Annotated in this window: 21 protein-coding genes and 1 riboswitch; of the genes, 4 read left to right on the plus strand and 17 right to left on the minus strand. The window is 72.2% G+C overall.

The window, feature by feature from the left end; genetic code table 11:
• Positions 1 to 65 precede the first annotated feature (65 nt).
• From AC07FK_RS06640 to AC07FK_RS06665, 6 genes are all read right to left on the minus strand, one after another.
• Positions 66 to 815, minus strand: coding sequence for an endonuclease/exonuclease/phosphatase family protein (locus AC07FK_RS06640; RefSeq protein WP_479103173.1), 750 nt, complete (start codon positions 813 to 815; stop codon positions 66 to 68).
• A gap of 78 nt (positions 816 to 893) precedes the next feature.
• Positions 894 to 1,835 (minus strand): ROK family glucokinase, encoded by a 942-nt coding sequence (locus AC07FK_RS06645; RefSeq protein WP_479103174.1) that lies wholly within the window; start codon positions 1,833 to 1,835, stop codon positions 894 to 896.
• A 57-nt stretch (positions 1,836 to 1,892) separates the two neighbouring features.
• Positions 1,893 to 2,408 carry a DUF5304 domain-containing protein gene (locus AC07FK_RS06650; RefSeq protein WP_479103176.1) on the minus strand — a complete coding sequence of 172 codons (516 nt, stop codon included), beginning with the start codon at positions 2,406 to 2,408 and terminating at the stop codon, positions 1,893 to 1,895.
• A gap of 82 nt (positions 2,409 to 2,490) precedes the next feature.
• Positions 2,491 to 3,717: an ArsA family ATPase gene (locus AC07FK_RS06655; protein WP_479103177.1), complete on the minus strand. Its 1,227-nt coding sequence runs from the start codon at positions 3,715 to 3,717 to the stop codon at positions 2,491 to 2,493.
• 7 nt (positions 3,718 to 3,724) lie between these two features.
• Complete coding sequence (locus AC07FK_RS06660) at positions 3,725 to 4,174, minus strand: SRPBCC family protein (RefSeq protein ID WP_479103179.1); 450 nt, start codon at positions 4,172 to 4,174, stop codon at positions 3,725 to 3,727.
• Positions 4,175 to 4,296: 122 nt separating this feature from the next.
• Positions 4,297 to 5,058, minus strand: a complete 762-nt coding sequence (locus AC07FK_RS06665; protein WP_479103180.1) for a metallophosphoesterase family protein — start codon at positions 5,056 to 5,058, stop codon at positions 4,297 to 4,299.
• A 278-nt stretch (positions 5,059 to 5,336) separates the two neighbouring features.
• On the opposite strand from AC07FK_RS06665, the gene AC07FK_RS06670 reads away from it, so the two are divergent.
• Positions 5,337 to 7,133 (plus strand): AMP-dependent synthetase/ligase, encoded by a 1,797-nt coding sequence (locus AC07FK_RS06670; RefSeq protein WP_479103181.1) that lies wholly within the window; start codon positions 5,337 to 5,339, stop codon positions 7,131 to 7,133.
• 72 nt (positions 7,134 to 7,205) lie between these two features.
• Here AC07FK_RS06670 and AC07FK_RS06675 read toward each other — a convergent pair whose 3' ends face one another.
• Positions 7,206 to 8,360 (minus strand): glycosyltransferase family 4 protein, encoded by a 1,155-nt coding sequence (locus tag AC07FK_RS06675; protein WP_479103919.1) that lies wholly within the window; start codon positions 8,358 to 8,360, stop codon positions 7,206 to 7,208.
• Positions 8,361 to 8,458: 98 nt separating this feature from the next.
• Between AC07FK_RS06675 and AC07FK_RS06680 the strand changes: the two genes are divergently transcribed.
• Positions 8,459 to 9,709, plus strand: coding sequence for a glycosyltransferase 87 family protein (locus AC07FK_RS06680; RefSeq protein ID WP_479103182.1), 1,251 nt, complete (start codon positions 8,459 to 8,461; stop codon positions 9,707 to 9,709).
• A 15-nt stretch (positions 9,710 to 9,724) separates the two neighbouring features.
• Here the strand turns inward: AC07FK_RS06680 and AC07FK_RS06685 are convergent, their stop codons facing one another.
• The 5 genes from AC07FK_RS06685 to AC07FK_RS06705 all read right to left on the minus strand — a co-directional run bounded on the left by AC07FK_RS06685 (position 9,725) and on the right by AC07FK_RS06705 (position 15,310).
• Positions 9,725 to 10,966: a hypothetical protein gene (locus AC07FK_RS06685; RefSeq protein WP_479103183.1), complete on the minus strand. Its 1,242-nt coding sequence runs from the start codon at positions 10,964 to 10,966 to the stop codon at positions 9,725 to 9,727.
• A gap of 53 nt (positions 10,967 to 11,019) precedes the next feature.
• On the minus strand, positions 11,020 to 12,087 hold the full coding sequence (locus AC07FK_RS06690; protein WP_479103184.1) for a C40 family peptidase: 1,068 nt from the start codon (positions 12,085 to 12,087) through the stop codon (positions 11,020 to 11,022).
• A gap of 253 nt (positions 12,088 to 12,340) precedes the next feature.
• Entirely contained in the window at positions 12,341 to 13,369 is a 1,029-nt protein-coding gene (locus AC07FK_RS06695) for a C40 family peptidase (protein ID WP_479103186.1), read from the minus strand.
• Between the two features lie 307 nt (positions 13,370 to 13,676).
• Positions 13,677 to 15,035: an NYN domain-containing protein gene (locus AC07FK_RS06700; RefSeq protein ID WP_479103187.1), complete on the minus strand. Its 1,359-nt coding sequence runs from the start codon at positions 15,033 to 15,035 to the stop codon at positions 13,677 to 13,679.
• A 32-nt stretch (positions 15,036 to 15,067) separates the two neighbouring features.
• The gene (locus tag AC07FK_RS06705; RefSeq protein ID WP_028811405.1) at positions 15,068 to 15,310 is read right to left on the minus strand and encodes a hypothetical protein; all 243 of its coding nucleotides are present in this window, start codon (positions 15,308 to 15,310) and stop codon (positions 15,068 to 15,070) included.
• 140 nt (positions 15,311 to 15,450) lie between these two features.
• On the opposite strand from AC07FK_RS06705, the gene AC07FK_RS06710 reads away from it, so the two are divergent.
• Together AC07FK_RS06710 and AC07FK_RS06715 are read left to right on the plus strand one after the other, a co-directional pair.
• Positions 15,451 to 16,161, plus strand: a complete 711-nt coding sequence (locus AC07FK_RS06710; protein ID WP_479103188.1) for a rhomboid family intramembrane serine protease — start codon at positions 15,451 to 15,453, stop codon at positions 16,159 to 16,161.
• A complete protein-coding gene (locus tag AC07FK_RS06715; RefSeq protein WP_005318592.1) occupies positions 16,158 to 16,439 on the plus strand; it encodes an Lrp/AsnC family transcriptional regulator in 282 nt (93 codons plus the stop codon). The genes AC07FK_RS06710 and AC07FK_RS06715 overlap by 4 nt, the downstream gene beginning before the upstream one ends.
• Before the next feature lie 80 nt (positions 16,440 to 16,519).
• Here the strand turns inward: AC07FK_RS06715 and AC07FK_RS06720 are convergent, their stop codons facing one another.
• The 5 genes from AC07FK_RS06720 to qcrC form a co-directional block, all read right to left on the minus strand.
• Entirely contained in the window at positions 16,520 to 17,881 is a 1,362-nt protein-coding gene (locus AC07FK_RS06720) for an aminotransferase class V-fold PLP-dependent enzyme (protein WP_479103190.1), read from the minus strand.
• A gap of 162 nt (positions 17,882 to 18,043) precedes the next feature.
• Positions 18,044 to 18,160: riboswitch (SAM riboswitch) on the minus strand.
• A 105-nt stretch (positions 18,161 to 18,265) separates the two neighbouring features.
• Positions 18,266 to 19,330: an anthranilate phosphoribosyltransferase gene (gene trpD, locus AC07FK_RS06725; RefSeq protein WP_479103191.1), complete on the minus strand. Its 1,065-nt coding sequence runs from the start codon at positions 19,328 to 19,330 to the stop codon at positions 18,266 to 18,268.
• A 122-nt stretch (positions 19,331 to 19,452) separates the two neighbouring features.
• Entirely contained in the window at positions 19,453 to 21,078 is a 1,626-nt protein-coding gene (gene qcrB, locus AC07FK_RS06730; RefSeq protein WP_479103192.1) for a cytochrome bc1 complex cytochrome b subunit, read from the minus strand.
• Positions 21,075 to 22,127, minus strand: a complete 1,053-nt coding sequence (gene qcrA, locus AC07FK_RS06735; RefSeq protein WP_386715268.1) for a cytochrome bc1 complex Rieske iron-sulfur subunit — start codon at positions 22,125 to 22,127, stop codon at positions 21,075 to 21,077. The genes qcrB and qcrA overlap by 4 nt, the downstream gene beginning before the upstream one ends.
• Positions 22,124 to 22,933 carry a cytochrome bc1 complex diheme cytochrome c subunit gene (gene qcrC / locus AC07FK_RS06740; RefSeq protein WP_479103194.1) on the minus strand — a complete coding sequence of 270 codons (810 nt, stop codon included), beginning with the start codon at positions 22,931 to 22,933 and terminating at the stop codon, positions 22,124 to 22,126. The genes qcrA and qcrC overlap by 4 nt, the downstream gene beginning before the upstream one ends.
• Between the last annotated feature and the right edge of the window lie 22 nt (positions 22,934 to 22,955).

The raw sequence follows: 22,955 nt of genomic DNA on the forward strand, positions 1-22,955 counted from the left end.
AACGCGCCCCGGACGGGCCCGCCCCGCCCGGGGGCCGCGTTCCGACCGGGGTCGGGGCCGGGCGTTCAGGACGCCGGGACGCGCAGCGCCGCGAGTACCGGCAGGTGGTCGGTCGCCGCGCGTACGTCCGCCTCCGGGAGCCCCGACGGGACGCCGCAGCCGAGGACTTCGACCCCCGGCGTCGCGAAGAGGGCGTCGATGCGCTGGTGGGGCCGGTCCGGCGTCGAGGTGAACTCGCCGCCCCACGGCTTCACCGCCCAGCAGTCCTGGAGCTCACCGGCCAGCCGTCGGAACGTCGGGCCGTCCGGCCGTTCGTTCAGGTCGCCGCCGGCCACCGCGTGCGGTACGTCCATCTCCTTCAGGCGGTCGAGGAGCATCCCGCCCTGCGCGTACCGCTCCTCGCGCTGGAGGCTGAGGTGGCAGCTCAGCACCCCGAGTCGCGCGCCCCCGATCCGCACCACCGCCGTCGCGAACCCCCGCCGGTGCAGCCCCGGCGTACGCGGCAGCAGCACGTCCTCGGCGCTCTCCACCGTCACCCGCAGCGAGCTCAGCAGCATGGGGCCCGCGGCGGTCGCTCCGCCGCCGAGCGTGACCAGGCCGCTGTGGGAGGCCAGCCACGCCGCGTGCTTGCGCCAGCGGAAGAACCGCGGCGCCTCCTGCACGAGGACGAGGTCCGGCTCGCAGGCGGCGACGACCCGGGCCAGCGCCTCGCGGTCGTCGCGCATCGAGCGGATGTTGTAACCGAGGACACGGATCACGGCCGAACCGTCGGGCTCGGTACGGGACTCGGGCAGCGTGCTCGTACTCGTCGCCATGCCGATCAAGATACGGAAACGCCCGCCGCACCCCAAGGGGGCACGGCGGGCGCATCCGCGGGCGTGGGAGCCGGCTCGTCAGCCCTGGCGCGCCAGGTCCGCCGCGCCGACCAGGCCGGCCTTGCCGCCGAGCTGCGCCGCGAGCACCTGCGCGTGCGGACGCCACTGGCCGCCGATCAGCCAGCGGCGGAACGACTTGCGGATCGGGTCGAGGACCAGCTCGCCCTCGTCCGAGACGCCGCCGCCGACGATGAACGCCGAGGGGTCGAAGAGCGACGCCAGGTCGGCCAGGCCCGCGCCCGCCCAGCGGGCCAGCTCGCGGAAGGAGTCGACCGCCACCGGGCAGCCCTGCCGGGCGGCGGCGCTGACGTGCTTGCCCTCGATGCCCGCGGCCGTGCCGTCGCCGAGGGCGAGGAGGATCTTCGCGTTCTCCGGGGTGGCGTTGGCGCGCTGCTTGGCGTACCGGACGAGGGCCCGCCCGGACGCGTACTGCTCCCAGCAGCCCTGGCTTCCGCAGCCGCACAGCAGGCCGTCCGGGACGACCCGGATGTGGCCGAACTCGGCGGCCACGCCGAAGCGTCCGCGGCGCAGCTTGTTGCCGATGATGATGCCGCCGCCGAGGCCGGTGCCGAGGGTGATGCAGATGACGTCCTCGTGGCCCTTGCCGGCGCCGAACCGGTATTCCCCCCAGGCCGCGGCGTTCGCGTCGTTCTCGACGACGACCGGCAGGCCGACGCGCTGCTCGACCTTGTCCTTCAGCGGCTCGTGCCGCCACTGGATGTTGGGCGCGAACAGGACGGTGGCCCGCTTGTCGTCGACATAGCCGGCGGCGCCGATGCCGACCGCCTCGATCTGGTGCCCCTTGCCGGCCTCGGAGACGGCCGCGCAGATCGCGTCGACGATGCCTTCGGCGGTCGGCGGCGTCGGCACTTTGTGGGTGTCGAGAATGGTGCCCTCTTCGTCGACCACGCCTGCCGCGATCTTCGTGCCGCCGATGTCGACGCCGATGGTGAGTCCCATGTGTCCCTCAGTTTTCGGTCGAGCCCCGCTAAGGGCCAACCGTACCCGAGGCGCAGCTCAGTCCAGGTCGATGTGCGTGCTCGGCGAAGGGCCTTCGGGGCCGTCTTCGCCGTCAGCTGCGTTGTCGGCGGTGGCTGCGTTGTCGACGGTGCCGGCGTTCCTCGCGCGGTCCGCCGGGCGGGCGGGGCCGCGGGTCCAGCGGCCCTCCTGTCCCTGGACGGCCGAGCGGTAGGCGGCCAGCAGCTCGTTGCCCGCCGCCGCCAGGTGGTCGAAGACCTCGGGATTGCGCTCTATGACGGGCTCGACGGCGGACTTCGCCTGGTCGATCAGGTGGCTGACCGTGCCCTGCGCGGCCATGCCGGGCAGCACCGACTGGAAGGAGGCGACCTTGTCGGCCACGGCGTCGACGAGCTTGCGCAGCTCCTCGGCGGCCGACCCCGGCTGCGCTCCGCCGCTCTCGGCGCGACGGCGGGCCTTCTCGGCGGCGAGGTCCTCGGCGCACGCCTTCGCCCACGCGTCGGCTTCGGGGGCCTCGGCGGGCTCGGGGGAGGGACGCTCGGTGGCATCGCTCATGGCGGACTCCTGCGGCAGGACGGCGGTTCGTACGGTGCGTACGCCTCGTACCACCGACGTTACCCGAACGGCGGCGAGCCGTTCACGTGGTCTTCGGCCACAGCCCCGGGTCCGGCGTGAAGCGCACCCTGAGCACGCCGCCGGTCAGGCCCGCGCCCGAGACGTCGCAGCGGCGCAGTGCGGCGGGGAGCGGGAGGATCCGGCGGAACGGGCCCGCGTCGAGGACGAGTTCGTCGCCCCGGCGGACCAGGCCGAGCTCCTCCTTCACGGCTCCCGGCAGCGGCAGGTGCCAGACGAGGACGCCGTCCTGTCCGGTCCGGTCCTCCACGCGCGGCAGGCCGTCCGTGCCGTCGTGGTCCCGGCGGGGCGGCTCGACCGCCAGGGCCCCGTCCGCGGCCAGCGCGCCGAGGTCGCCGGAGCCGCGCGGATCGGAGCCCAGGTGGCGCACCTCGCGCAGGGGCGGGGCCCACGGCCCCGCGCCGCGCCACTCGGCCCACTCGGCCAGGCACTTGCGCTGCTGCGCGGCCAGCGACGCGAGCCAGGTGTCCGGGGAGTCCCCCGGCAGGATCCGGTTCGCCGTCACCGAGTCGACGGCCAGGCCGAAGAGCGCCAGTCCGGTACGGGCGGCGCGCAGCGCGTCGGCTCCGGCGGGCCCCGGCTCGGCCACCAGCCGTACGGTCGTGTCCGGGTCGGCGAGCAGCGCCTGCACGGCGGCGAGTTCCCCGTCCCGGCGGGCGGCCGTCTCGTACAGCCACTGCGCGGGCATCGGGACGCCGGCGAGCTGGGCCAGCATGGGCCGCAGCGCGCGGGCCGCCTGGCGCTCGGGCGGCAGCAGCCGGCGCAGGTAGCGGCGCAGCTGCTCGGGAAGGGCGAGCGCTGCGAGGGCCGCGTGCAGCGGCGGCAGGTCGACGACCACGAGGTCGTACGACCCGGCCGCCCCCCGCGCCTCGCCGCACGCCCGCAGGGCGCTGAGCAGGGCGAACTGTTCGCTGCCCGGCAGTTCGGTCAGTTCTTCGGCGGCCAGCCGGTTCGCGCCGAGCAGGTCGAGCGCGGAGGCCGCGCGCTCCTGGAGGGCGAGGAGTTCGGCGCGGAAGTGGGCGCCGGAGTCGACCCTCGCGGCCCACAGGCCGGGGGCGGCCTCGGCCGGCGCGGATCCGGTGGTGACGCCCAGGGCCGCGCCCAGGGTGTCCGCCGGATCGGTGGACAGGACCAGGGCGCGCTGTCCGCCGCGCGCCGCCGCCAGAGCGGTCGCGGCGGCGACGGTGGTGCGGCCCGCGCCGCCGGGGCCGGTGACGAGGACCGTACGCATCAGGGCATCAGGCCTTCGGGGCGCTCTCGACGCGCTTCTTGAGGCCGGCCAGGGCCCGGTCGATGATGACCTTCTCGGCCTTGCGCTTGATCATGCCGAGCATCGGGATCTTGACGTCGACGGTCAGCCGGTAGGTGACCTCGGTGCGGTCGCCGGCGCCGGCCGGGGCGAGGCTGTACGAGCCGTCGAGGGAGCGCAGCATCTGCGACTTCACGAGCGTCCAGCTGACCTCGTCGTCGCCGGTCCAGGTGTACGCGAGCGTGTGGTCGTCCTTGATCGCACCGGCGTCCAGCAGCAGCCGCACCTGCTCGGCGCGGCCCTGGGCGTCGGTGGCCAGCACCTCGGCCTCCTTCACCTCTCCGGTCCACTCGGGGTAGCGGGCGAAGTCGGCGATCACGGCCATCACGTCGGCCGGCGCCGCCTCGATCGTGATGCTCGAGCTGGTGTGTTCGGCCATCGCTGTGGCTCCTCCAGTGCGGTTCCGGTCAGGGGGCACGTGCTCACGGGGCGTGTACCCGGCGGTCACGTACCGCGTGAAGGCTACCGCGACCGGCCGGGCCGCAATTCACCGCTATGGGCTCACCACTCCAGGACCCAGGGGCGGCCGGAGGACGCGAAGTGACCGACGTTGACGCACTCCGTCGCGCCGACGCGCATGCGCTGGACCTGGGGCTGGTGGACGTGGCCGAAGAGCGCGTACCTGGGCCGGGTCCTGCGGATCGCCGCGAGCAGCGCCCGGCTGCCGCGCTCGAACCGGCGGGCGACGGTGTCGTACACCAGCTCGGGGATCTCCGGCGGGATGTGCGAGCACAGCACGTCCACCTCGCCGAGCGCCTCGACCTTGGCGGCGTACTCCTCGTCGTCGATCTCGTAGGGCGTGCGCATGGGCGTCCTGAGCCCGCCGCCGACGAAGCCGAAGACGCGGCCGCCGATCTCGACGCGCTCGCCGTCGAGGACGGTGGTGCCGGGAGTCGCGTACTCCGGCCACAGCTGCGGCAGGTCGACGTTGCCGTAGGTGGCGTAGGTCGGGGCGGGGAACGCGGCGAAGAGCTCGGCGTACTGCTTGCGCACCGCCTCCTCGATGACGGCGGCCCGGTCGACGTCCGCCCACAGCCGGCGGGCGAGCTCCCGGGCCTCCTCGAACCGGCGGTCGGTGCGCAGCTCGACGAGGCGGTCCGCGTTCGCGGCGCCGAAGAGCTCGGGGAAGATGCCGCGGGAGTGATCGGCGTAATCCAGGAAGAGCACCAGGTCACCGAGGCAGACGAGTGCGTCCGCGCCGTCCCCCGCCCTGGCCAGGTCCCTGGCGTTCCCGTGTACGTCGCTGACCACATGCACTCGCATGGCGATCACCCTAGGACGCCGGGGCCGCGCCTGGGTAGAGGGGGCCGGACCTGCGGTTACTTCCGCGCCGCCGCGTGGTTGGACTAGTCTGCCCGGAGCACCGCCACGGCGTGTGACGCAGCGAACATCTGGGCGGACCCCCCTATCCGGAACGGACTACCGGTGGGTAACGTCCGGGCAGTCCAACCGTGCTCACCCCACTGAGCACCTGCCCGGTCTTGGACCGCAACCGACGCGCACACCGATGTGGCGCCGGCGCCCGATGAGGAGCAGCAGTCTTGCGCGAGTTCAGCCTTCCGGCCCTGTACGAGGTCCCCTCGGACGGCAACCTGACAGATCTCATCCGCCGCAACGCCACGCAGCATCCCGATGTGGCCGTCATGAGCCGCAAGGTCGCGGGCGCCTGGACGGACGTCACCGCCACCGAGTTCCTCGTCGAGGTCCGCGCCGCCGCCAAGGGGCTGATCGCCGCCGGCGTCCAGCCGGGCGACCGCGTCGCCCTGATGTCCCGCACCCGCTACGAGTGGGTGCAGATGGACTTCGCGATCTGGAGCGCGGGCGCGGTGACCGTGCCGGTGTACGAGACCAGCTCGCCCGAGCAGGTGCAGTGGATCCTGGGCGACTCCGGCGCGGTCGCCGTCGTCGTCGAGAGCGACGCGCACGCCGCCGCCGTGGAATCCGTGCGCGACCGGCTGCCCGCCCTCCGGCACGTCTGGCAGATCGACCGCGACGGCGTGCGGGAGCTGCGCACCGCGGGCGCCGAGGTCACGGACGAGACGGTCGACGAGCGCAGCGCGAGCGCGAAGGCCGACGACCCGGCGACGATCGTCTACACCTCCGGCACCACCGGCCGCCCCAAGGGCTGCGTACTGAGCCACCGCAGCTTCTTCGCGGAGTGCGGGAACGCCGTGGAGCGCCTGAAGCCGCTGTTCCGCACGGGCGAGTGTTCGGTGCTGCTGTTCCTGCCGGCCGCGCACGTCTTCGGCCGGCTCGTCGAGGTCGCCTCGGTCATGGCGCCGATCAAGCTCGGCTGCGTACCGGACATCAAGAACCTCACCGACGAGCTGGCCTCCTTCCGGCCGACGCTGATCCTCGGTGTGCCGCGCGTCTTCGAGAAGGTCTACAACTCGGCGCGCGCCAAGGCGCAGGCGGACGGCAAGGGCAAGATCTTCGACAAGGCGGCGGACACCGCGATCGCCTACAGCCGGGCGATCGGCACGCCGCAGGGCCCGTCCCTCGGCCTGAGGCTCAAGCACAAGCTCTTCGACAAGCTCGTCTACAGCAAGCTGCGCGCGGTGCTCGGCGGGCGGGGCGAGTACGCGATCTCCGGCGGCGCCCCGCTGGGGGAGCGCCTCGGCCACTTCTTCCGGGGCATCGGCTTCACCGTCCTGGAGGGCTACGGCCTGACGGAGTCGTGCGCCGCCACCGCCTTCAACCCGTGGGACCGGCAGAAGATCGGCACGGTCGGCCAGCCGCTGCCGGGGTCGGTCGTGCGCATCGCCGACGACGGCGAGGTGCTGCTGCACGGCGAGCACCTGTTCTCGGGGTACTGGAACAACGACGCGGCCACCGCGGACGCGCTGACCGACGGCTGGTTCCACACCGGTGACATCGGCACGCTCGACGAGGACGGCTACCTCGCCATCACCGGCCGCAAGAAGGAGATCATCGTCACGGCCGGCGGCAAGAACGTCGCGCCCGCGGTGATCGAGGACCGCATCCGGGCGCACGCGCTGGTCGCGGAGTGCATGGTGGTGGGCGACGGGCGTCCGTTCGTCGGCGCGCTGGTCACCCTCGACGAGGAGTTCCTGGGCCGCTGGGCCGCCGAGAACGGCAAGCCGACCGGTTCGACGGCGGCGTCGCTGCGCGACGACGCGGAGCTGCTGGCCGTCGTCCAGCAGGCGGTGAACGACGGCAACGCGGCGGTGTCGAAGGCCGAGTCGGTGCGCAAGTTCCGGGTGCTGCCGACCCAGTTCACCGAGGAGGCCGGTCACATCACGCCGTCGCTGAAGCTCAAGCGCAACGTCGTCGCGAAGGACTTCGCGGACGAGATCGAGGCGATCTACCAGGGCTGAGCAGCCCCATGACGAAACAGCGGGCCCCGGGACGTCTCCGGGGCCCGCTCCGCCGCTGCGGCAGCCGGCGCGTCAGAGGAGCGTCTTGAGCTTCTCCGCGAGCAGGTCCCAGCGCCACTTCTCCTCGACCCACTCCCGGCCGCGCTCCCCCATCCGCAGCCGCAGCTCCGGGTCCTTGAGCAGGGTCACGATCCGGTCGGCCGACTCGTCTGCGGCGACCGCGGCGGGAGCGCCGCGCACCACCCACCCGGTCTCCCCGTCGAGCACGGCGTCGGGAGCGCCGCCCGAGTCGCCCGCCACCACGGGCAGCCCGGTCGCGGACGCCTCCAGGTAGACGATGCCGAGCCCTTCGACGTCGAGGCCGCCCCGGCGGGTGCGGCACGGCATCGCGAAGACGTCTCCCGCGCCGAAGTGCGCCGGCAGCTCCCCCCACGGCACGGGGCCCGTGAAGCGCACCGAGTCCGCGACGCCGGTCTCGGCGGCCAGCTTCCTCAGGTCCTCGGCGTACGGTCCGCCGCCTACGATCAGCAGCACCGCGTCCGGCACCGCGCGCAGGATGCGGGGCATCGCCAGGATCAGCGTGTCCTGGCCCTTGCGGGGCACCAGGCGGGACACGCACACCACCACGGGACGGCCGGCGAGCCCGAGCCGCTCGCGCACGGCGTCGCCGCCGGAGCCGGGGTGGAAGGTCTCCTCGTCGACGCCGGGCGGCAGTTGGACCATGCGCGCGGCGGCCCGCGGCGTGAGCGCGGCCGCGATGCGCGAGCGCGTGTACTCACCGAGGTAGGTGATCGTGTCCGTGCCCTCGCCGATCCTGCGCAGCAGCTGCCGGGAGGCGGGCAGCTGGGCCCAGCCCGCCTCGTGGCCGTGCGTGGTGGCGACGATCCGGCGCGCGCCCGCCGCGCGCAGTGCGGGCGCCATCAGGCCGAGCGGCGCGGCGGCCCCGAACCACACGGACTCGCAGCCGTGCTCGCGCAGCAGCCCGGCCGCCCGCCGGGTGACGCGCGGCGTCGGCAGCAGCATCGTCGTCCGGTCGCGCACGACGGTGAACGGCTGCTCGGCGTCGAAGGCGGCGGTGGCCTCCGCGCCCTCGCGGCCGCGCTTCCAGGTCGAGGCGTAGACGACGACCTGCTCGGGGTCCAGGCGCAGCGCCATGTTGTGCAGGAACGCCTGGATGCCGCCGGGGCGGGGCGGAAAGTCATTGGTCACGATCAAGGTCTTGTGCATCGCCGCCGACAGTACCGAACGGCCCAGCTCCTTGGCTCGGGCGGCCGGGCCCTGCATCATGTCTCCCTCAGCCATGCAGGAAACGGACGAGGGTGGTCATGACGGGCGCAGGCCGTACAAAGCTCATCGCCGTGTGGGTCCTCACCCGGGCCGTGCTGCTGCTGTGCGTCTTCAAGGTGCTCGCCGTGCCCGGCCCCGACGTGACGAGCGACGTCTCGGTGATCTACCAGGGCTGGTACGAGATCCTGCGCGCCGGCACCTTCCCGCTGGACGACATCACGTGGCAGTACCCGCCCGCCGCCGCCCTCGCGGTCCTCTCCCCCGCCCTGCTGCCGTTCCTCGGCTACGCGACGGCCTTCTTCCTGCTGGCCTGCCTCGCCGACGCGCTGGTCACGGGCCTGCTGCTGTACGCAGGACAGCGCCCCGGCAAGCGGCTCGCGGGCGCGTGGGTGTGGGTGGCCGGGGTGCCGCTGCTGGGGCCGACGGCGTACGCGCGCTACGACGTGATGGTCACCGCGGTCGCGGTGGCGGCCCTGCTGGCGGGGGCGCGCCGCCCGCGCGTCCTCGGGGCGCTCGCGGCCTTCGGGGCGCTGCTGAAGGTGTGGCCGGTGCTGCTGCTCGCCGGCACCGTGCGCGGGCGGGCGAGCCGCGCCGCGTGGACGGCGGCGGCCGTGAGCGGGGGCGCCCTCGTGGTGGTGTTCTGCGCCACGATGCCGGGGGCGCTCGCCTTCCTCACGTTCCAGCGGGACCGGGGCACCGAGATCGAGTCGCTCGGCGCCCTCGTCTTCCACGCCGCCCGGCACTACGGGTGGCGGGGCGAGGTGCTGCTGAACTACGGCTCGGTGGAGTTCGTCGGCCCGTACGTCCCGCTGGTCAGCACGGCGGCGATGGGGCTGACGGCCCTCGCCTTCGGGTGGCTGCTGGTGTGGCGGCTGCGGGCGGGCACGTTCCGGGCGTCGACGCCGTGCGACGCGGCCTTCGCGGCGGTCCTGCTGTTCACCACGACGAGCCGGGTGATCAGCCCGCAGTACCTGCTGTGGCTGGTCGGCCTGGCGGCGGTCTGCCTGGTCTTCCGGGGCAGCCGGATGGGGCGGCCCGCACTGCTGGTGCTGGTCGCGACCGGGGTCACGTGCCTGGAGTTCCCGGTGTGGTTCTCGCACGTGGTGACGAGCGACGCGCTGGGCGTGCTGCTGCTCGTGGTGCGCAACGGGCTGCTGGTGGCGGCGACGCTGAGCGCCTGCCGCCGGCTGTGGCGGGACACGGTGCCCACCCGCCGCACCCGCGACCCGAACGCGCTGCCGACGCAGCGGGCGGGGGCGGCCCAGGACCCGGAACTGCTGGCGTCGTGACACCCGGCCGGGGCGTCAGCCCAGCCGCTGCCGCACGTACTGGCGCCACCGCGCCGTGAAGTCCTCCGGGGTCGTGTCCAGCACCTCCCGCATCGCCTTCTCCACCGCCCCTTCCCGCCGCTCGTGCCCGCCCACCGCGCGGTAGAAGGCGGTCAGCTTCTCCTCGCCCCAGTCCCGCGCGATCAGCGCGCACGCCAGCCACCCGCCCTCGTACGCCCGGGCCAGCGCGCCCGAATCCCCGCCGAATCCGAAGTCCCGGTCGGCGGGAAGGGCCGCCGGCGGGCTCCCCGCGCGTACGGCACGCCCGAGCGCGGGGGCCGTCTGTGCCGCCGTGCGCCCGGTACCCCGGTACGCCGCCCAGTCCGCGAAGCCCTCCGAGAGCCACATCGGGGTGGCGGCCGATGTGTGGGCGCGGGTGGCGACGTGCGTCGACTCGTGGACGAGGACGATCCGCTGCCCGAAGTCGCCCAGCCGCGCGTACGCCTCCGGATTGACGATCACCCGGTCCGCGGTCGCCGCGTTCCGCCCGCCCGCCGAGCCCGTGGTGACGGCCGCCATGCCCCGGTATCCGGCCGCCGGATCCCCCAGCAGCGAGGCCATGCCCTCGAGCGAGGGCGGCACCAGGACCACCAGCCGGCGGGACCACTCACCGCGCCAGGCCCGGTCGACCGCCGGCACCGCCCGGTCGGCGGCCTCGGCGACGGCGCGCAGCCGCTCCGCGTCCTGGCCGGCCCCCAGCACCAGGCTGCGCGCGCCGCGCACGGCCGTGACCCTGCCCTGCTCCCAGAGCCGGCCCCCGCCGGGACGCTCAGGGCGCTCGGCCGAGACGTACCAGCGCCCGTCCCGGCGTGTCAGATCGAGCCGCTCGGCCGCTTTCACGGGGGCTACGTCGTACCCGGCGAATCGGTACCGCAGCTCGACCCGTGCGGTGACGCGTCCCGCGTCCGTACGGTCGAGGCCGGTCAGCCGGTACTGCCAGGAGCCCAGCGGCACCTCCGCGAGGTTCGCGAACTCCTCGCGTTCCGCCGCCCGCAGCCGCGCCGCCCCCGGGTCGAGGTCCGCCAGGTACGCCGCCTCGTCGCGGGAGAGGAGCGCCGCGGCCCTGCGGTCCAGCGTCCGCTGGATGTCCCGTGCGGCGGTGTCCGCGGGCTCGCCCGGCGTGGTGCACGCCGACGTGGCGGCGGACACGAGAAGGAGCGGTGCGAGGACGGGCCCCGCCCACCGCCGCCACCGGGTCCCGCGCCACCGATCCGCCACCCGGCCGATCGTACGGGCAGGCGGCCGGCGAGGGCAGGGCCCGGCCGGGCGGCTCAGACCCGGGTCACCGACGAGATGGGCATCATGCCGACGGGGTCGTAGCGCACCGGGGCCCCGGGATAGGGCGCGTGCACCACCTGGCCGTTGCCGACGTACATGCCGATGTGGCTGGCGTCGTCCCGGTACGTCACGAGGTCCCCCGGCTGCGCCTGGTCGAGCGGGACCTGCCGTCCGGCGTACCGCTGCGCCTGCGACGTGCGCGGCAGGGAGACGCCCGCCTGGGCGTACGACCACTGGGTGAGGCCCGAACAATCGAACCCCGAGGGCCCGTTGGCGCCCCAGACGTACGGCTTGCCGACCGCGCCCTGCGCCGCCCGCAAGGCGGCCGACGCGCGCCCGGAGACGGGCGCCCCGGCCGGCGCGGGCGGCGTCTGCCGGTCCGCGGAGCGCGACGACCGGCCGTCGAACTCCTCGCGCTCCTGGGCCGGCAGCGAGTTGAGCAGCCGTCGCGCCTGCGCGAGCTTGTGCTCCACGGTGCGCTTGTGGCGGGCGACGGCGGCCCGGCTGCGCTCCAGCTCCCCGAGCTTCACTGTCGCTTCCGCGCGCTGGCGGCCCAGTTCGCGCTGCGCGGCCTTCAACTCGCCCAGGGCGGCCACCTGACGGGCGCCCATGCGGTCGAGGGCCGATGCCTTCGCCAGGTAGCTGTCCGGGCTCTCGGACAGCAGCAGGGCGAGGGCCGGGTCCAGCCCGCCCGCCCGGTACTGCGCCCCGGCGACCGCGCCGAGCGCGCCCCGCATGTGGTTGATGCGCTCCTGGCCGCGGGCGGCCACGTCCTGGGCGTGGTCGACCTGTTCGCGCAGCCGGTCCGCGAGTTCGTCGGCCTTGTTGAACCGCTCGGTCGCGCGCTCGGCCTGCTCGAAGAGCCGGTCGACCCGCGCCCGGGTGGCCGTGGCGGTGTCCGGGGACGGCGCCGAGGCGGCGGCCGGGGAGGGCTCGCGGGGGTCGGCGCTCGCCGGGGCCGCGACGAGCGCTGCCGCCGCCGTCGTCGCGGCGGCGGACAGGATCGTGACCCGGGCGCTCTGCGTGAGGCCGGACTGTGAGGGACGCCGGTGGGTCGCCACAGGAGCCGCACTCCTTCCGCTGCGGGCAGCCCCCTGCCGCCCGGACGGGCGGACCAGTGGACCGGGGAGCTGCGCGAGCAGACAGTAGCGGTGCGATCACGCGGCGGCCAAAAGCCCGCGCCGGGCGCCGTCGGGCGCAAACACCGGCGCCCCACCGGAGAACCAGGTCACCGGTGGGGCGGACAGTCAGCAGAAGGTGCCGGAATTCGCCCGAACGGGCGGTGTGGGCAACGACCGCCAGGATCGGCGTTCGTCAGATACGCACACCGAACTGGAAGGCGCCCAGGTAGTCCATCGACTCGTAGCGCACGACAGTGCCGGGCTTGGGGGAGTGCAGCACCTGGTTGTTGCCGGCGTAGAGGCCGACGTGCGCCAGGTTGTTGAAGAACACCAGGTCGCCCGGCTTCAGCTGGCTCTTGCTGTACAGCTTCGTACCGTCGTTGTGCTGCGTGAAGGTGGTCCGCGTGATCGCGACACCGGCCTGGCCGTACGCCCACTGGGTCAGCCCGGAGCAGTCGTACGCGTTGGGGCCGGTCGCGCCGGAGATGTACGGCTTGCCGATCTGGGTGGCGGCGGCGCTCAGCGCGGCGGCGCCGCGCTGCGAGGCGGGGGCCTCCTTGCCGAGCTCCACGCGCTCGGTGGCGGCGCGGCTGGCGCGCTGCTCCTTCTCCCGCATCTCTTCCCGCTCGGCGGCGGTCAGCGTGTTCAGGAGCCGCTGCGCCTCGGCGAGCTTGCCCTGGAACTTCTTCTTCTTCTCGCCGAGTTCCTGGCGTACGTCCTCGAGGTCGGCGAGCTTGTCCGTCGCCTCCGCGCGCTGCTGGGCGAGGGTGCGCTGCTTCGCCTGGATCTTCTCCAGCGACGCGGCCTGCTTGGCGCTGAACTGGTCGACGGCGCCGGCCTTGTCGAGGTAGTCGTCCGGGTCGGCGGAGAGGAAGAGCTGCACGGAGGGGTCGATCCCGCCGGAGCGGTACTGCGCGCTGGCCACCGAACCGATGGCGCCGCGCAGTTCGTTGAGGTCCTCCTGGCCGCGGGCGACCTTGTCCTGGAGGTTGTCGACCTCTTCCTTGAGCTTGTCCTGCCGCTCCTTGGACTGGTTGTACTTCTCCGTCGCGGCCTCGGCCTCGTGGTAGAGCTTGTCGACCTTGGCCTTGACCTCGCTCTTGGTCGGCTTGGGGTCGGCCTGAGCGGTCTGGGACGTGAGCGCGACGGCTGCGGCTGCGGTCGCGGTGAGCACGGTCACACGAGTGCGGCTCGGCTGCTTGGGACGACGGTGGGACGCCACGAAGGCGAGCTCCTTCTTCCTCGAGCCGCCTACCGGGGTCGGGGACGTTGGCCCCGGCTCCACGCTTCGGTTCCCCCGCGGAAATGGACCGAATTGCATGGACTCGGCGGTACCTTCGCCGGCACCCCGGATGGGTGCTCAACCGTTCGAAGGTTCGAGGGCAGACCTTAGTGACCTTCTTGTGATCAGTTCAAATCCTCATGAGTAAAAACTCACCCCGTGGTCACATTCTTTACTCTCATCCCACCGGTAGTGACCATGACTTGACAGTACGTTTCCCCAAATAGGGCATAGGGCCGAGAAGTTACTAGACGCGCGAAAGCCTCTTGAGCAACAATGCGGACGCAACCGGCCTGGCTCCCGATCTGGCGACGCCGTCGGCGACTTCACGGTCGGTGGAGGCCACCACGACGGGCCGCCCCGGCGGCTCCGCCCGTACGAGCTGCCTGATGAGCTCGTCCGCCGTCACGCCCGGCTTGCTGAACAGCACCCGCACTCCGCGCGGCGGCGCGAGCAGCACCGGCGCCACCAGCTCCGCACCGTCGAAGACGCACGTCACCTCGGCGCCGGTCTGCGCCGCGAGCATCGAGAGTCCGCCGAGCAGCCGCAGCCGCTGCTTGTCGAGCGGCATCTGCGGATAGCCGGTCTTGGTGACGTTGTAGCCGTCCACGACCAGGTGACACTGCGGCAGTTCGAGCAGCTGGTCCAGGAGCGCCGGGTCGCTCTCGGAGAGCGCCCGCGCGGCGATGTCCTTGGGTGTCATACGCCCGGGCTCGACGGCGTCGACCGTGTCCGCGGGGTGCACGGAGGCCGGCGGCAGGGCCAGTTCGCGGCGCAGCCCCTGGGCGGCGTCCAGCACCGTGTCGAGCAGCAGCCGCACCCGCATGTCCTCGATGCTGCGGCCCTCGCGCACGGCCCTGCGGCTCGCCTCGACGGATGCCTCCGCCTCGCCGAGCCGGGCCCGCAGCCGCCGCGCCTCGCTCTCGGCGGCGGTCACCCGGGCGGCGGCGTCGGACTTCACCGTCTCGGTCTCGGCGTTCGTACGGCGCAGAGCCGCCTCGCCGCGCTTGACGTCGCTGAGCGCGCTGCGCAGTTTGCGGCTGAGCACGTCGGCCTCCTTGCGGGCGGCCTCCAGCTCGGTGCGCAGTCGTTCGGTCTCGCTCTTCGTCTGCTCGCGTGCCTGCGCCAGCTCCTCGCGCAGCCGCTCCAGCTCGCGCTGGGCCGCCTCGTCTGCGCGCTCCGCGTCCGCCCGCAGGGCCTCCTCGCCCGCGGCGGCGACCAGCTTGACCCAGCCGACGGGGCGCAGGACGTACGCCGCCGCCGCCACGTCGACGGGATCGGCCGCGGCCGGCGGCGAACCGGCCTCCAGGGCGCGGGCGAGCTCGGGCTGCGCCTCGCGCAGCCGCTCGCCGATGCGCTGGCGGAACAGCGTGTCGCCCTCGAGCGCCGCGGCCATGGCGTTGCCCGCGAACTTGGCGCGCCGGCTCGGGGTGAAGCGGGCGTACTGCCTCAGCTGGGACGGAAGTTCCGCGACGGTGAGCCCGCCGAACGCGTCCGAGACCAAGGCGACGACCTTGTGCCGTACGCCTTCGGGCAGCGGGCGGTCGAGCACCTCGGCGGCGTCCCCGGCCGAGCCGGCCGGTTCACCACCGCTTGCATGCTCCACAATCCGTCACCCCACTACTCTCGGGCCGGTCCTCAGGAGCCGGCGCCAGGCCTGTCCACCAGTTCGATCTGGTCCACCGCGTTGCACCAGCGGCAGCGCACGGACTCGATGGTCTCACTGACCACCTCGCGTTCCTCGACCTTCGACTCTCCGGCCAGGTCGAGATGCACGTACTCGATCACCTTCGACGAGCGGGTCACGTCGAAACGTGTGAGATTGCCGCACAGGGCGCAGCGCCACCGAGTCTCGGCAGTCGGCAGGGGAACCGTCGTCATCGTGCGTCCTCTTTCGTCGCGCCTACTGCCCGTAACCCTACGGCCTTACGGGTACCCCCTGCGGCGGACCGTCCACGGTGCGGGACGGGGCCCGGCGAGGCGCTCTGTCCCGCCCGGTCCCGTTACGAGATGATCTGGCCGTGATCAATTGGCGGGCAGCGGCCCGAGGACCCGTGGTGACGTACGGAGCGATCGGTCTGTGCTGTCTGATCTTCGTCGTCGGCCCCCTCTCGGGCCTCAATCCGGTCTACGGCACGGGCGACGCGCTCCTCGCCGCGCAGAGCGGATACTTCGAGCGGTGGGGCGTGATCCCCGACGAGCTGACGAGCGGCGGCCCGCCCGCGCTCGTCACCCCGCTGACGGCGCTGTTCGTGCACGGCAGCTGGCTCCACCTGCTGGGCAACATGCTGTTCCTCTTCGTCTTCGGAGCCATGGCCGAGGAACGGATGGGCCGCCTCCAGTTCGCCCTGTTCTACGTGGGCTGCGGCTACCTGGCCCTCGTCGTGTACGCCGTCGTCCACGCCGATTCGGACCAGACGCTGGTCGGGGCCTCGGGAGCCATCTCGGCGGTGCTCGGCGCCTTCCTCTTCCTCTTCCCCAGGGCGCGCGTCACCAGCCTGTTCCCCTTCCTCTTCTTCCTGCCGCTGCGCTTCCCCGCCTGGATCGTGCTGATCTTCTGGTTCGCGCTGCAGTGGGTGGCGGCGCAGCGCGCCGGGTCGGGCCCCGGGGTGGCCTACCTGGCGCACGTGGCGGGGTTCTGCGCGGGCTTCCTCTACGCCTGGGGGCGCAGTCGGCGTACGGATAGAGTGAGGACCTCAGCGCCGGCCACCGAGGGAGAAAGCCAACCGTGATCACCGCGATCGTGCTCATCAAGACCAGCGTGGACCGGATCCCCGAGATCGCCGAGTCGATCGCCGCGCTGGACAGCGTCAGCGAGGTCTTCTCGGTCACCGGGACGTACGACCTGATCGCCATGGTCCGCGTGGCGAAGCACGACGACCTGGCGGACGTCATCCCCGGCCGGATCAGCAAGATCCCCGGCGTCGAGGGCACCGACACGCACGTCGCCTTCCGTACGTACTCGCAGCACGATCTGGAAGCGGCCTTCGCGATCGGCCTCGACGCGTAACACCCGGCGCCCGCCCGGCCGCGGCGGCGCGTTCCTCACCGGTTCGACCGAGCGGGCCCGGCGTACGGGCCCGGGGGCGGTCAGACCGCCGGGACGCAGCGGCCTTCCTCGGTGCGGTAGTTCCACTTCGCGCCGTCCCTGACGAGCTCCTTGACCGCGCCGACGAACCGCTCGACGTGCTCTTCGGGCGTACCGGCGCCGAAACTCACGCGGATCGCGTTCAGCGACCGCTCACCCGGCTCCGCCTCCGGGGCGCCGCACTCCCCCGGGTCCTGCGGGTCGCTGCCGAGCAGCGTGCGGACCAGCGGGTGCGCGCAGAACAGGCCGTCCCGTACGCCGATCCCGTACTCGGCGGAGAGCGCCGCGGCGAAGTGCGAGCTGTTCCAGCCGTCGACGACGAACGAGATGACGCCGACGCGCGGGGCGTCGTCCCCGAAGAGCGACAGCACCCGGACGGCGTCCACCTCGGCCAGCCCCTCCCGCACCTTCGTCACGAGCCGCTGCTCGCGCTCGACCAGGGAGTCGAAGCCGACCTCGGTGAGCGCCTTGCAGGCGGAGGCGATCGCGTACACGCCGATGACGTTGGGCGATCCGGCCTCGTGGCGGGCGGCCGTGGTGTGCCACTCGACGTCCACGCCGCCGTCCGCGCGGCGGGCGACCTTGCGCGAGGCGCCGCCGCCCGCGAGGTACGGCTCGGCGCTCCGCAGCCAGTCGGCGCGGCCCGCGAGGACGCCGGAGCCGAACGGCGCGTACAGCTTGTGCCCGGAGAAGGCCACCCAGTCGACGTCCAGCTCGGCAATGTCCAGCGGGTGGTGGGGCGCGAGCTGGGCGGCGTCCAGCACGATGCGCGCGCCGTGGGCGTGGGCCGCGGCGGCGAGTTCCTTCACGGGCCACAGCTCACCGGTGACGTTCGAGGCGCCGGTGACGCACACCAGGGCCGGACCGTGGGGGTCGCGGTCGGCCAGCGCGCGCTCCAGCGTCTCGACCGCCTGGGCCGGAGTGCGCGGCGCGTTCAGGTAGTCGACCCGCGCGTCGCGCCAGGGCAGCAGCGAGGCGTGGTGCTCGGTCTCGAAGACGAACACCTGGCAGTCGGCGGGCAGGGCCGCGGCCAGCAGGCTGAGCGAGTCGGTCGTGGAGCGGGTGAAGACGACCTGGTCGTCCTCGCGGCAGCCGAGGAACTCGGCGACGGTGGCGCGGCTGTTCTCGAAGAGGTCCGTCGACAGCTGCGAGAGGTAGCCCGCGCCCCGGTGCACGCTGCCGTAGTACGGCGCGTACGCCGCCACGTCGTCCCACACGCGCTGGAGGGCCGGGGCGCTGGCGGCGTAGTCGAGGGCGGCGTAGGTGACCTCGCCACCGGTCACGAGCGGCACGCGGACATCGTGGCCGAGAACGGGCAGAGGAGAACAAACGGCGTGGTCGGTGACAGCGCTGGAGACAGACATGGCGAACTCCCGTGTGGGGCAGGCGAATTCACTGCGCCGGCGACGACGCGCGGCAGCGCAGGAGAAGAGAAAAAGGGTGCGCGGAAGGGGGCTTCGAGCCCTATCGCATTCGCTTGCTCACGAGACTGCTCCCTTGAGGACCAGGACCCCAGGGTGTGCAGGGGTCCGCGCTTGCCGTGGACCTTTCTGTCCACGACCTGGTCTTCACCCGGGGCACCCCGCCACGGACGGAGGGTTGCCGGACAGCAAGCCGGGGCCAAAACGCTGTCACTCATGACCTGTCAAGCATCTTGCCACAAGATCAGGACGACGCAAGGCGCGGTCCGCTTCCTGAGACCCGAAAGGGACTCCGCGGACCGCGCCTCGCGTCGAGCACAACCGTGTTCAGCTGTTGCTGGCCGCCACCCAGCGCTCCAGCGCCGCGCGCGCCGCCCCCGAGTCGATCGACTCGGCGGCCTTGGCGATCCCGGCCGCGAGCTGCTCGTTCAGCGACGCGTCGGACGGATCCAGGGCGACCAGCGCCGCCGCCGTGTTCAGCAGCACGGCATCGCGCACCGGACCGGTCTCACCGGCCAGCAGCCGCCGGGCGACGTCCGCGTTGTACGACGCGTCCGCGCCGCGCAGCGCCTCGACGGGCACGATCTCCAGGCCCACGTCGCGCGGGTCGAAGGTCTGCTCCGTCACCGCCCCGTCCCGTACAGCCCACACCCGCGAGGTCGCCGTCGTCGTCAGCTCGTCGAGGCCGTCGTCACCGCGGAAGACGAGCGCGGAATTCCCCCGTTCGGCGAGCACGCCGGCCACGATGGGGGCCATCCGGGCGTCGGCGACGCCGACCGCCTGGGCCTTCACCCGCGCGGGGTTCGTCAGCGGGCCGAGAATGTTGAACGTCGTCTGCGCGCCCAGCTCCTTGCGCGCCTTCGCGGCGTACCGCAGGGCGGGGTGGAACTTCACGGCGAAGCAGAAGGTGATGCCCGCCTCCTCGGCCACCTCGGCGACACGCCGGGGCGTCAGCTCCAGGTTGACGCCGAGCTTCTCCAGGACGTCCGAGGCGCCGCTCGCGGACGAGGCGGCCCTGTTGCCGTGCTTGACGACCTTGGCGCCGGTGCCCGCGACGACGATCGCCGACATGGTGGAGATGTTGACCGTCTTGGCGAGGTCGCCGCCGGTGCCGACGATGTCGACCGTACGGCCCGGCACCTCGATGGTGTTGGCATGGGCGTACATCGCCCGGACCAGACCGGTGACCTCGCCGACCGTCTCCCCCTTGGCCCGCAGCGCGACCGCGAAGCCGGCGATCTGGGCGTCGGTGGCCTCGCCGCTCATGATGCGGTCCATGGCCCACGCCGTGTCGTCGGCGGAGAGGTCCTCGCCGCGCAGCAGGGCGTTCAGGACATCCGGCCAGGAGCCGGCCGCCACGCTGTCGCCGCCGACCGGGGTCACAACGTTCATGGTCCGCTCCAGGGTCCACAGCCAGTAAGGATGGCTCCTACCCTATCCAGCCGGGCGGACGGCGAAGAGCCCCGTCCGACGAATGGACGGGGCTCCCGCTGTGGCGACCTGACGGTCGGAGATCAGTGGTGGCCGTGGCCGCTGGTGATCTCCTTGTACTCGTCGGCGGTCGGCTTGGGGATCTGGTTCCCCTCGCCGTAGTAGCCCTTGCTCAGCTTGGCCCGGAGCTTCTGGCCGCGCGTCACCTTGCGCTCGACGCCGTTCTCGTCGACCGACGGGCCGATCTCGGCCGGCGCGTACTGCTCGTGCGCCGTGAGCGTGTGGAGCTGCTGCCGGCTGAGCGGCTCGTGGACCTCGACGAACTCACCGTGCGGCAGGCGCTTGATGATGCCGGACTCGCGTCCGTGCAGCACCTTGTCCTTGTCGCGGCGCTGAAGGCCGAGGCAGATCCGCCGGGTGATCACGAACGCCAGGACCGGGCCCACGAAGTAGGAGATCCGGACGAACCAGGTGATCGAGTTGATCGACAGGTGGAAGTGCGTGGCGAAGATGTCGTTGCCGCCACCCAGGAGCATGATCACGTAACCGGTGATCCAGGCGACGCCCAGCGCGGTCCGGGTCGGCGCGTTGCGCGGCCGGTCCAGGATGTGGTGCTCGCGCTTGTCACCGGTGACCCACGACTCGATGAACGGGTAGACCGCCAGCGCGACGAGGACCAGACCGAAGAGCGTCAGCGGGATGAACACGCCCAGGGCGAGCGTGTGACCCCACAGGTTGATCTCCCAGCCGGGCATGACACGGATCAGACCCTCGGCGAAGCCCATGTACCAGTCGGGCTGGGCGCCGGTGGACACCTGGTCCGGACGGTACGGGCCGAGCGCCCAGACCGGGTTGATCGTGAACAGACCGGCGATGGCCGCGATGACACCGAAGACCAGGAAGAAGAAGCCTCCGGCCTTGGCCATGTAGACCGGCAGCAGCGGCATGCCGACGACGTTCTTGTTCGTACGGCCGGGACCCGCGAACTGCGTGTGCTTGTGGTAGAAGACCAGGATCAGGTGCGCCACCACGAGGCCGAGCATGATGCCCGGCAGCAGCAGGATGTGGATCGAGTAGAACCGCGCCACCATGTCGTGGCCCGGGAACTCGCCGCCGAACAGGAAGAACGAGATGTACGTGCCGACGACGGGCGTCGCCAGGATCGCGCCCTGCGTGAAGCGGACACCGGTGCCGGAGAGCAGGTCGTCCGGGAGCGAGTAGCCGGTGAAACCGGTGAACATGCCCAGGACGAACAGCAGGAAGCCGAACAGCCAGTTGATCTCACGGGGCTTGCGGAACGCGCCCGTGAAGAACACGCGCATCATGTGCACGAACATCGCCGCGAGGAAGATCAGCGCCGCCCAGTGGTGGATCTGCCGGATGAGCAGACCGCCGCGGACGTCGAAGCTGATCTCCAGGGTCGACGCGTAGGCCTCCGTCATCCGGATGCCCTGCATCGGCACGTACGAGCCGTGGTACACGACCTCGTTCATGCTCGGGTGGAAGAACAGCGTCAGGTACACACCCGTGAGGATGATGATGATGAAGCTGTAGAGCGCGATCTCACCGAGCATGAAGGACCAGTGGTCCGGGAAGATCTTGCGCATGTTGGCCTTGGCCAGGCTGTAGATGCCCAGCCGGCCGTCCGCCCAGTCGGCGACCCGCTCGCCTGCGGGCGCCTTGCGCTTTTCGTCAGTCACGGTGCTCATCCGCGCTCCCAGAAACTAGGACCGACGGGCTCTTCGAAGTCGCCGAGCGCTTCGAGGAATCCTTCGTCATTCACGCCGATCCGCAGCTGCGGGAGGGCGTGGCCGGCCGGGCCGAAGATGACGCGCGCACCGTCGGAGAGGTCGAAAGTGGACTGGTGGCACGGGCAGAGCACGTGATGCGTCTGCTGCTCGTACAGGCTGATCGGGCAGCCGACGTGGGTGCAGATCTTCGAGAACGCCACGATGCCCTGGTGGGACCAGTCGAGCTCGCGCTTGTCCTTGATGTCCTGCGGCTGGAGCCGGACGATCATCAGGGCGGCCTTGGCGATCTCGTTGTTGAACTCGTGGTTGTCCTCTTCCAGGCCTTCCGGCTTGGCGAAGGTCAGCGAACCGACCGCGACGTCCTCGGGACGCAGCGGCTCGTTCGTGTTCATGTTGATGAGCTGCTTGCCCTTGCCCCACAGCGTGTGGCGGAGCTTCTCCTCGGGCAGCGGGCCCAGGTCGCGCAGCAGGACCACACCGGAGAGCGGCACCATGGCCAGCGCGCCGAACATCGTGGTGCGGATCAGCTTGCGCCGGCCGATCGCGGACTCCTCGGCGCCGGCCGCGAAGTCCGACATGACCTTGGCCTTGACGACCGGGTCGGCCTCGATCGGGTGACGGTCGTCGGCGACCTCGACGTCGGACATCAGGGTGCGGGCCCAGTGGACCGCTCCCGCGCCGATGCAGAAGAGGGCGAGGCCGAGCGTCACACCCAGCGAGAGGTTCAGCGCGCTGACGTGGCCGAGCGGCCAGACGTACACGATCTTCTCGACCGGGAACGCCACGAAGGAGGCGATGAAGCCGATCGTGGACAGCATGGACAGCGTGAACAGGAGGGCGACCGTGCGCTCGGAGCGCTTGGCGGCCCGCTCGTCGATGTCCTGGATACGCGGCTTGTGGGGCGGCAGCCCCGGGTCCGCGAACGGGTCCTCCGCCACGGCTACCGCGCCGTGCGCGGTGTCCTGCTCACTGGGCAGGTTCTTCTCTGGAATCTCTTGGCTACTCATGACTTCTTGGCCTTAGCGGTGTGGGCCGCGACCCAGACGGCGACGGCGATCAGCGAACCGAGTCCGAAGATCCAGCCGAACAGACCCTCGCTGACGGGGCCGAGGCCGCCCAGCGCGAAGCCGCCGGGGGTCTCCGTCTCCTCGCCGTTCACCGTCTTGACGTACGCGATGATGTCCTTCTTCTGCTGCTCCGGCATCGTCGTGTCGGGGAAGGACGGCATGTTCTGCGGGCCGGTCTGCATGGCCTCGTAGAGGTGCTTCGGGCTCACGTCTTCAAGGCTCGGGGCGTACTTGCCGTTCGTCAGGGCACCGCCCTCGCCCGTGAAGTTGTGGCACTGGGCGCAGTTGGTGCGGAACAGGTCGCCACCCTTGGCGATGTCCGCACCCTCAGGGCTGTACTGCTTCTCGGTCGGCGTGATCGGGCCGGCTCCGAGGGAAGCGACGTACGCGGCGAGCTGGTCGATCTCGGCCTGCGAATAGATGCGCGGCTTCTCCGGCACCTGGGCGCCGGGCTGCTGCGCCGGCATACGGCCGGTGCCGACCTGGAAGTCCACTGCGGCAGAGCCGACGCCCACCAGGGACGGGCCGTCGCTGCCGCCCTGACCGCCGGTGCCGTGGCAGCTGGAGCAGCCAGTGGCGTAGAGCTTCTTGCCCTCCTCGATGGCGAGGGACTGGGCGGTTTCGTCGGCCTGGGCCTTGCCCGCGGGCGCGAACGCGGCGTACAGCCCCCCGGTGGCCGCCAGCGCGAGGAGTAGGACGACGACCGCCGCCAGCGGATGGCGTCGTCGTGCGGAGAGCTTTTTCACGGATTACCCCGGTGTCAGGATC

The organism is Streptomyces sp. NPDC046122, from assembly GCF_056429965.1.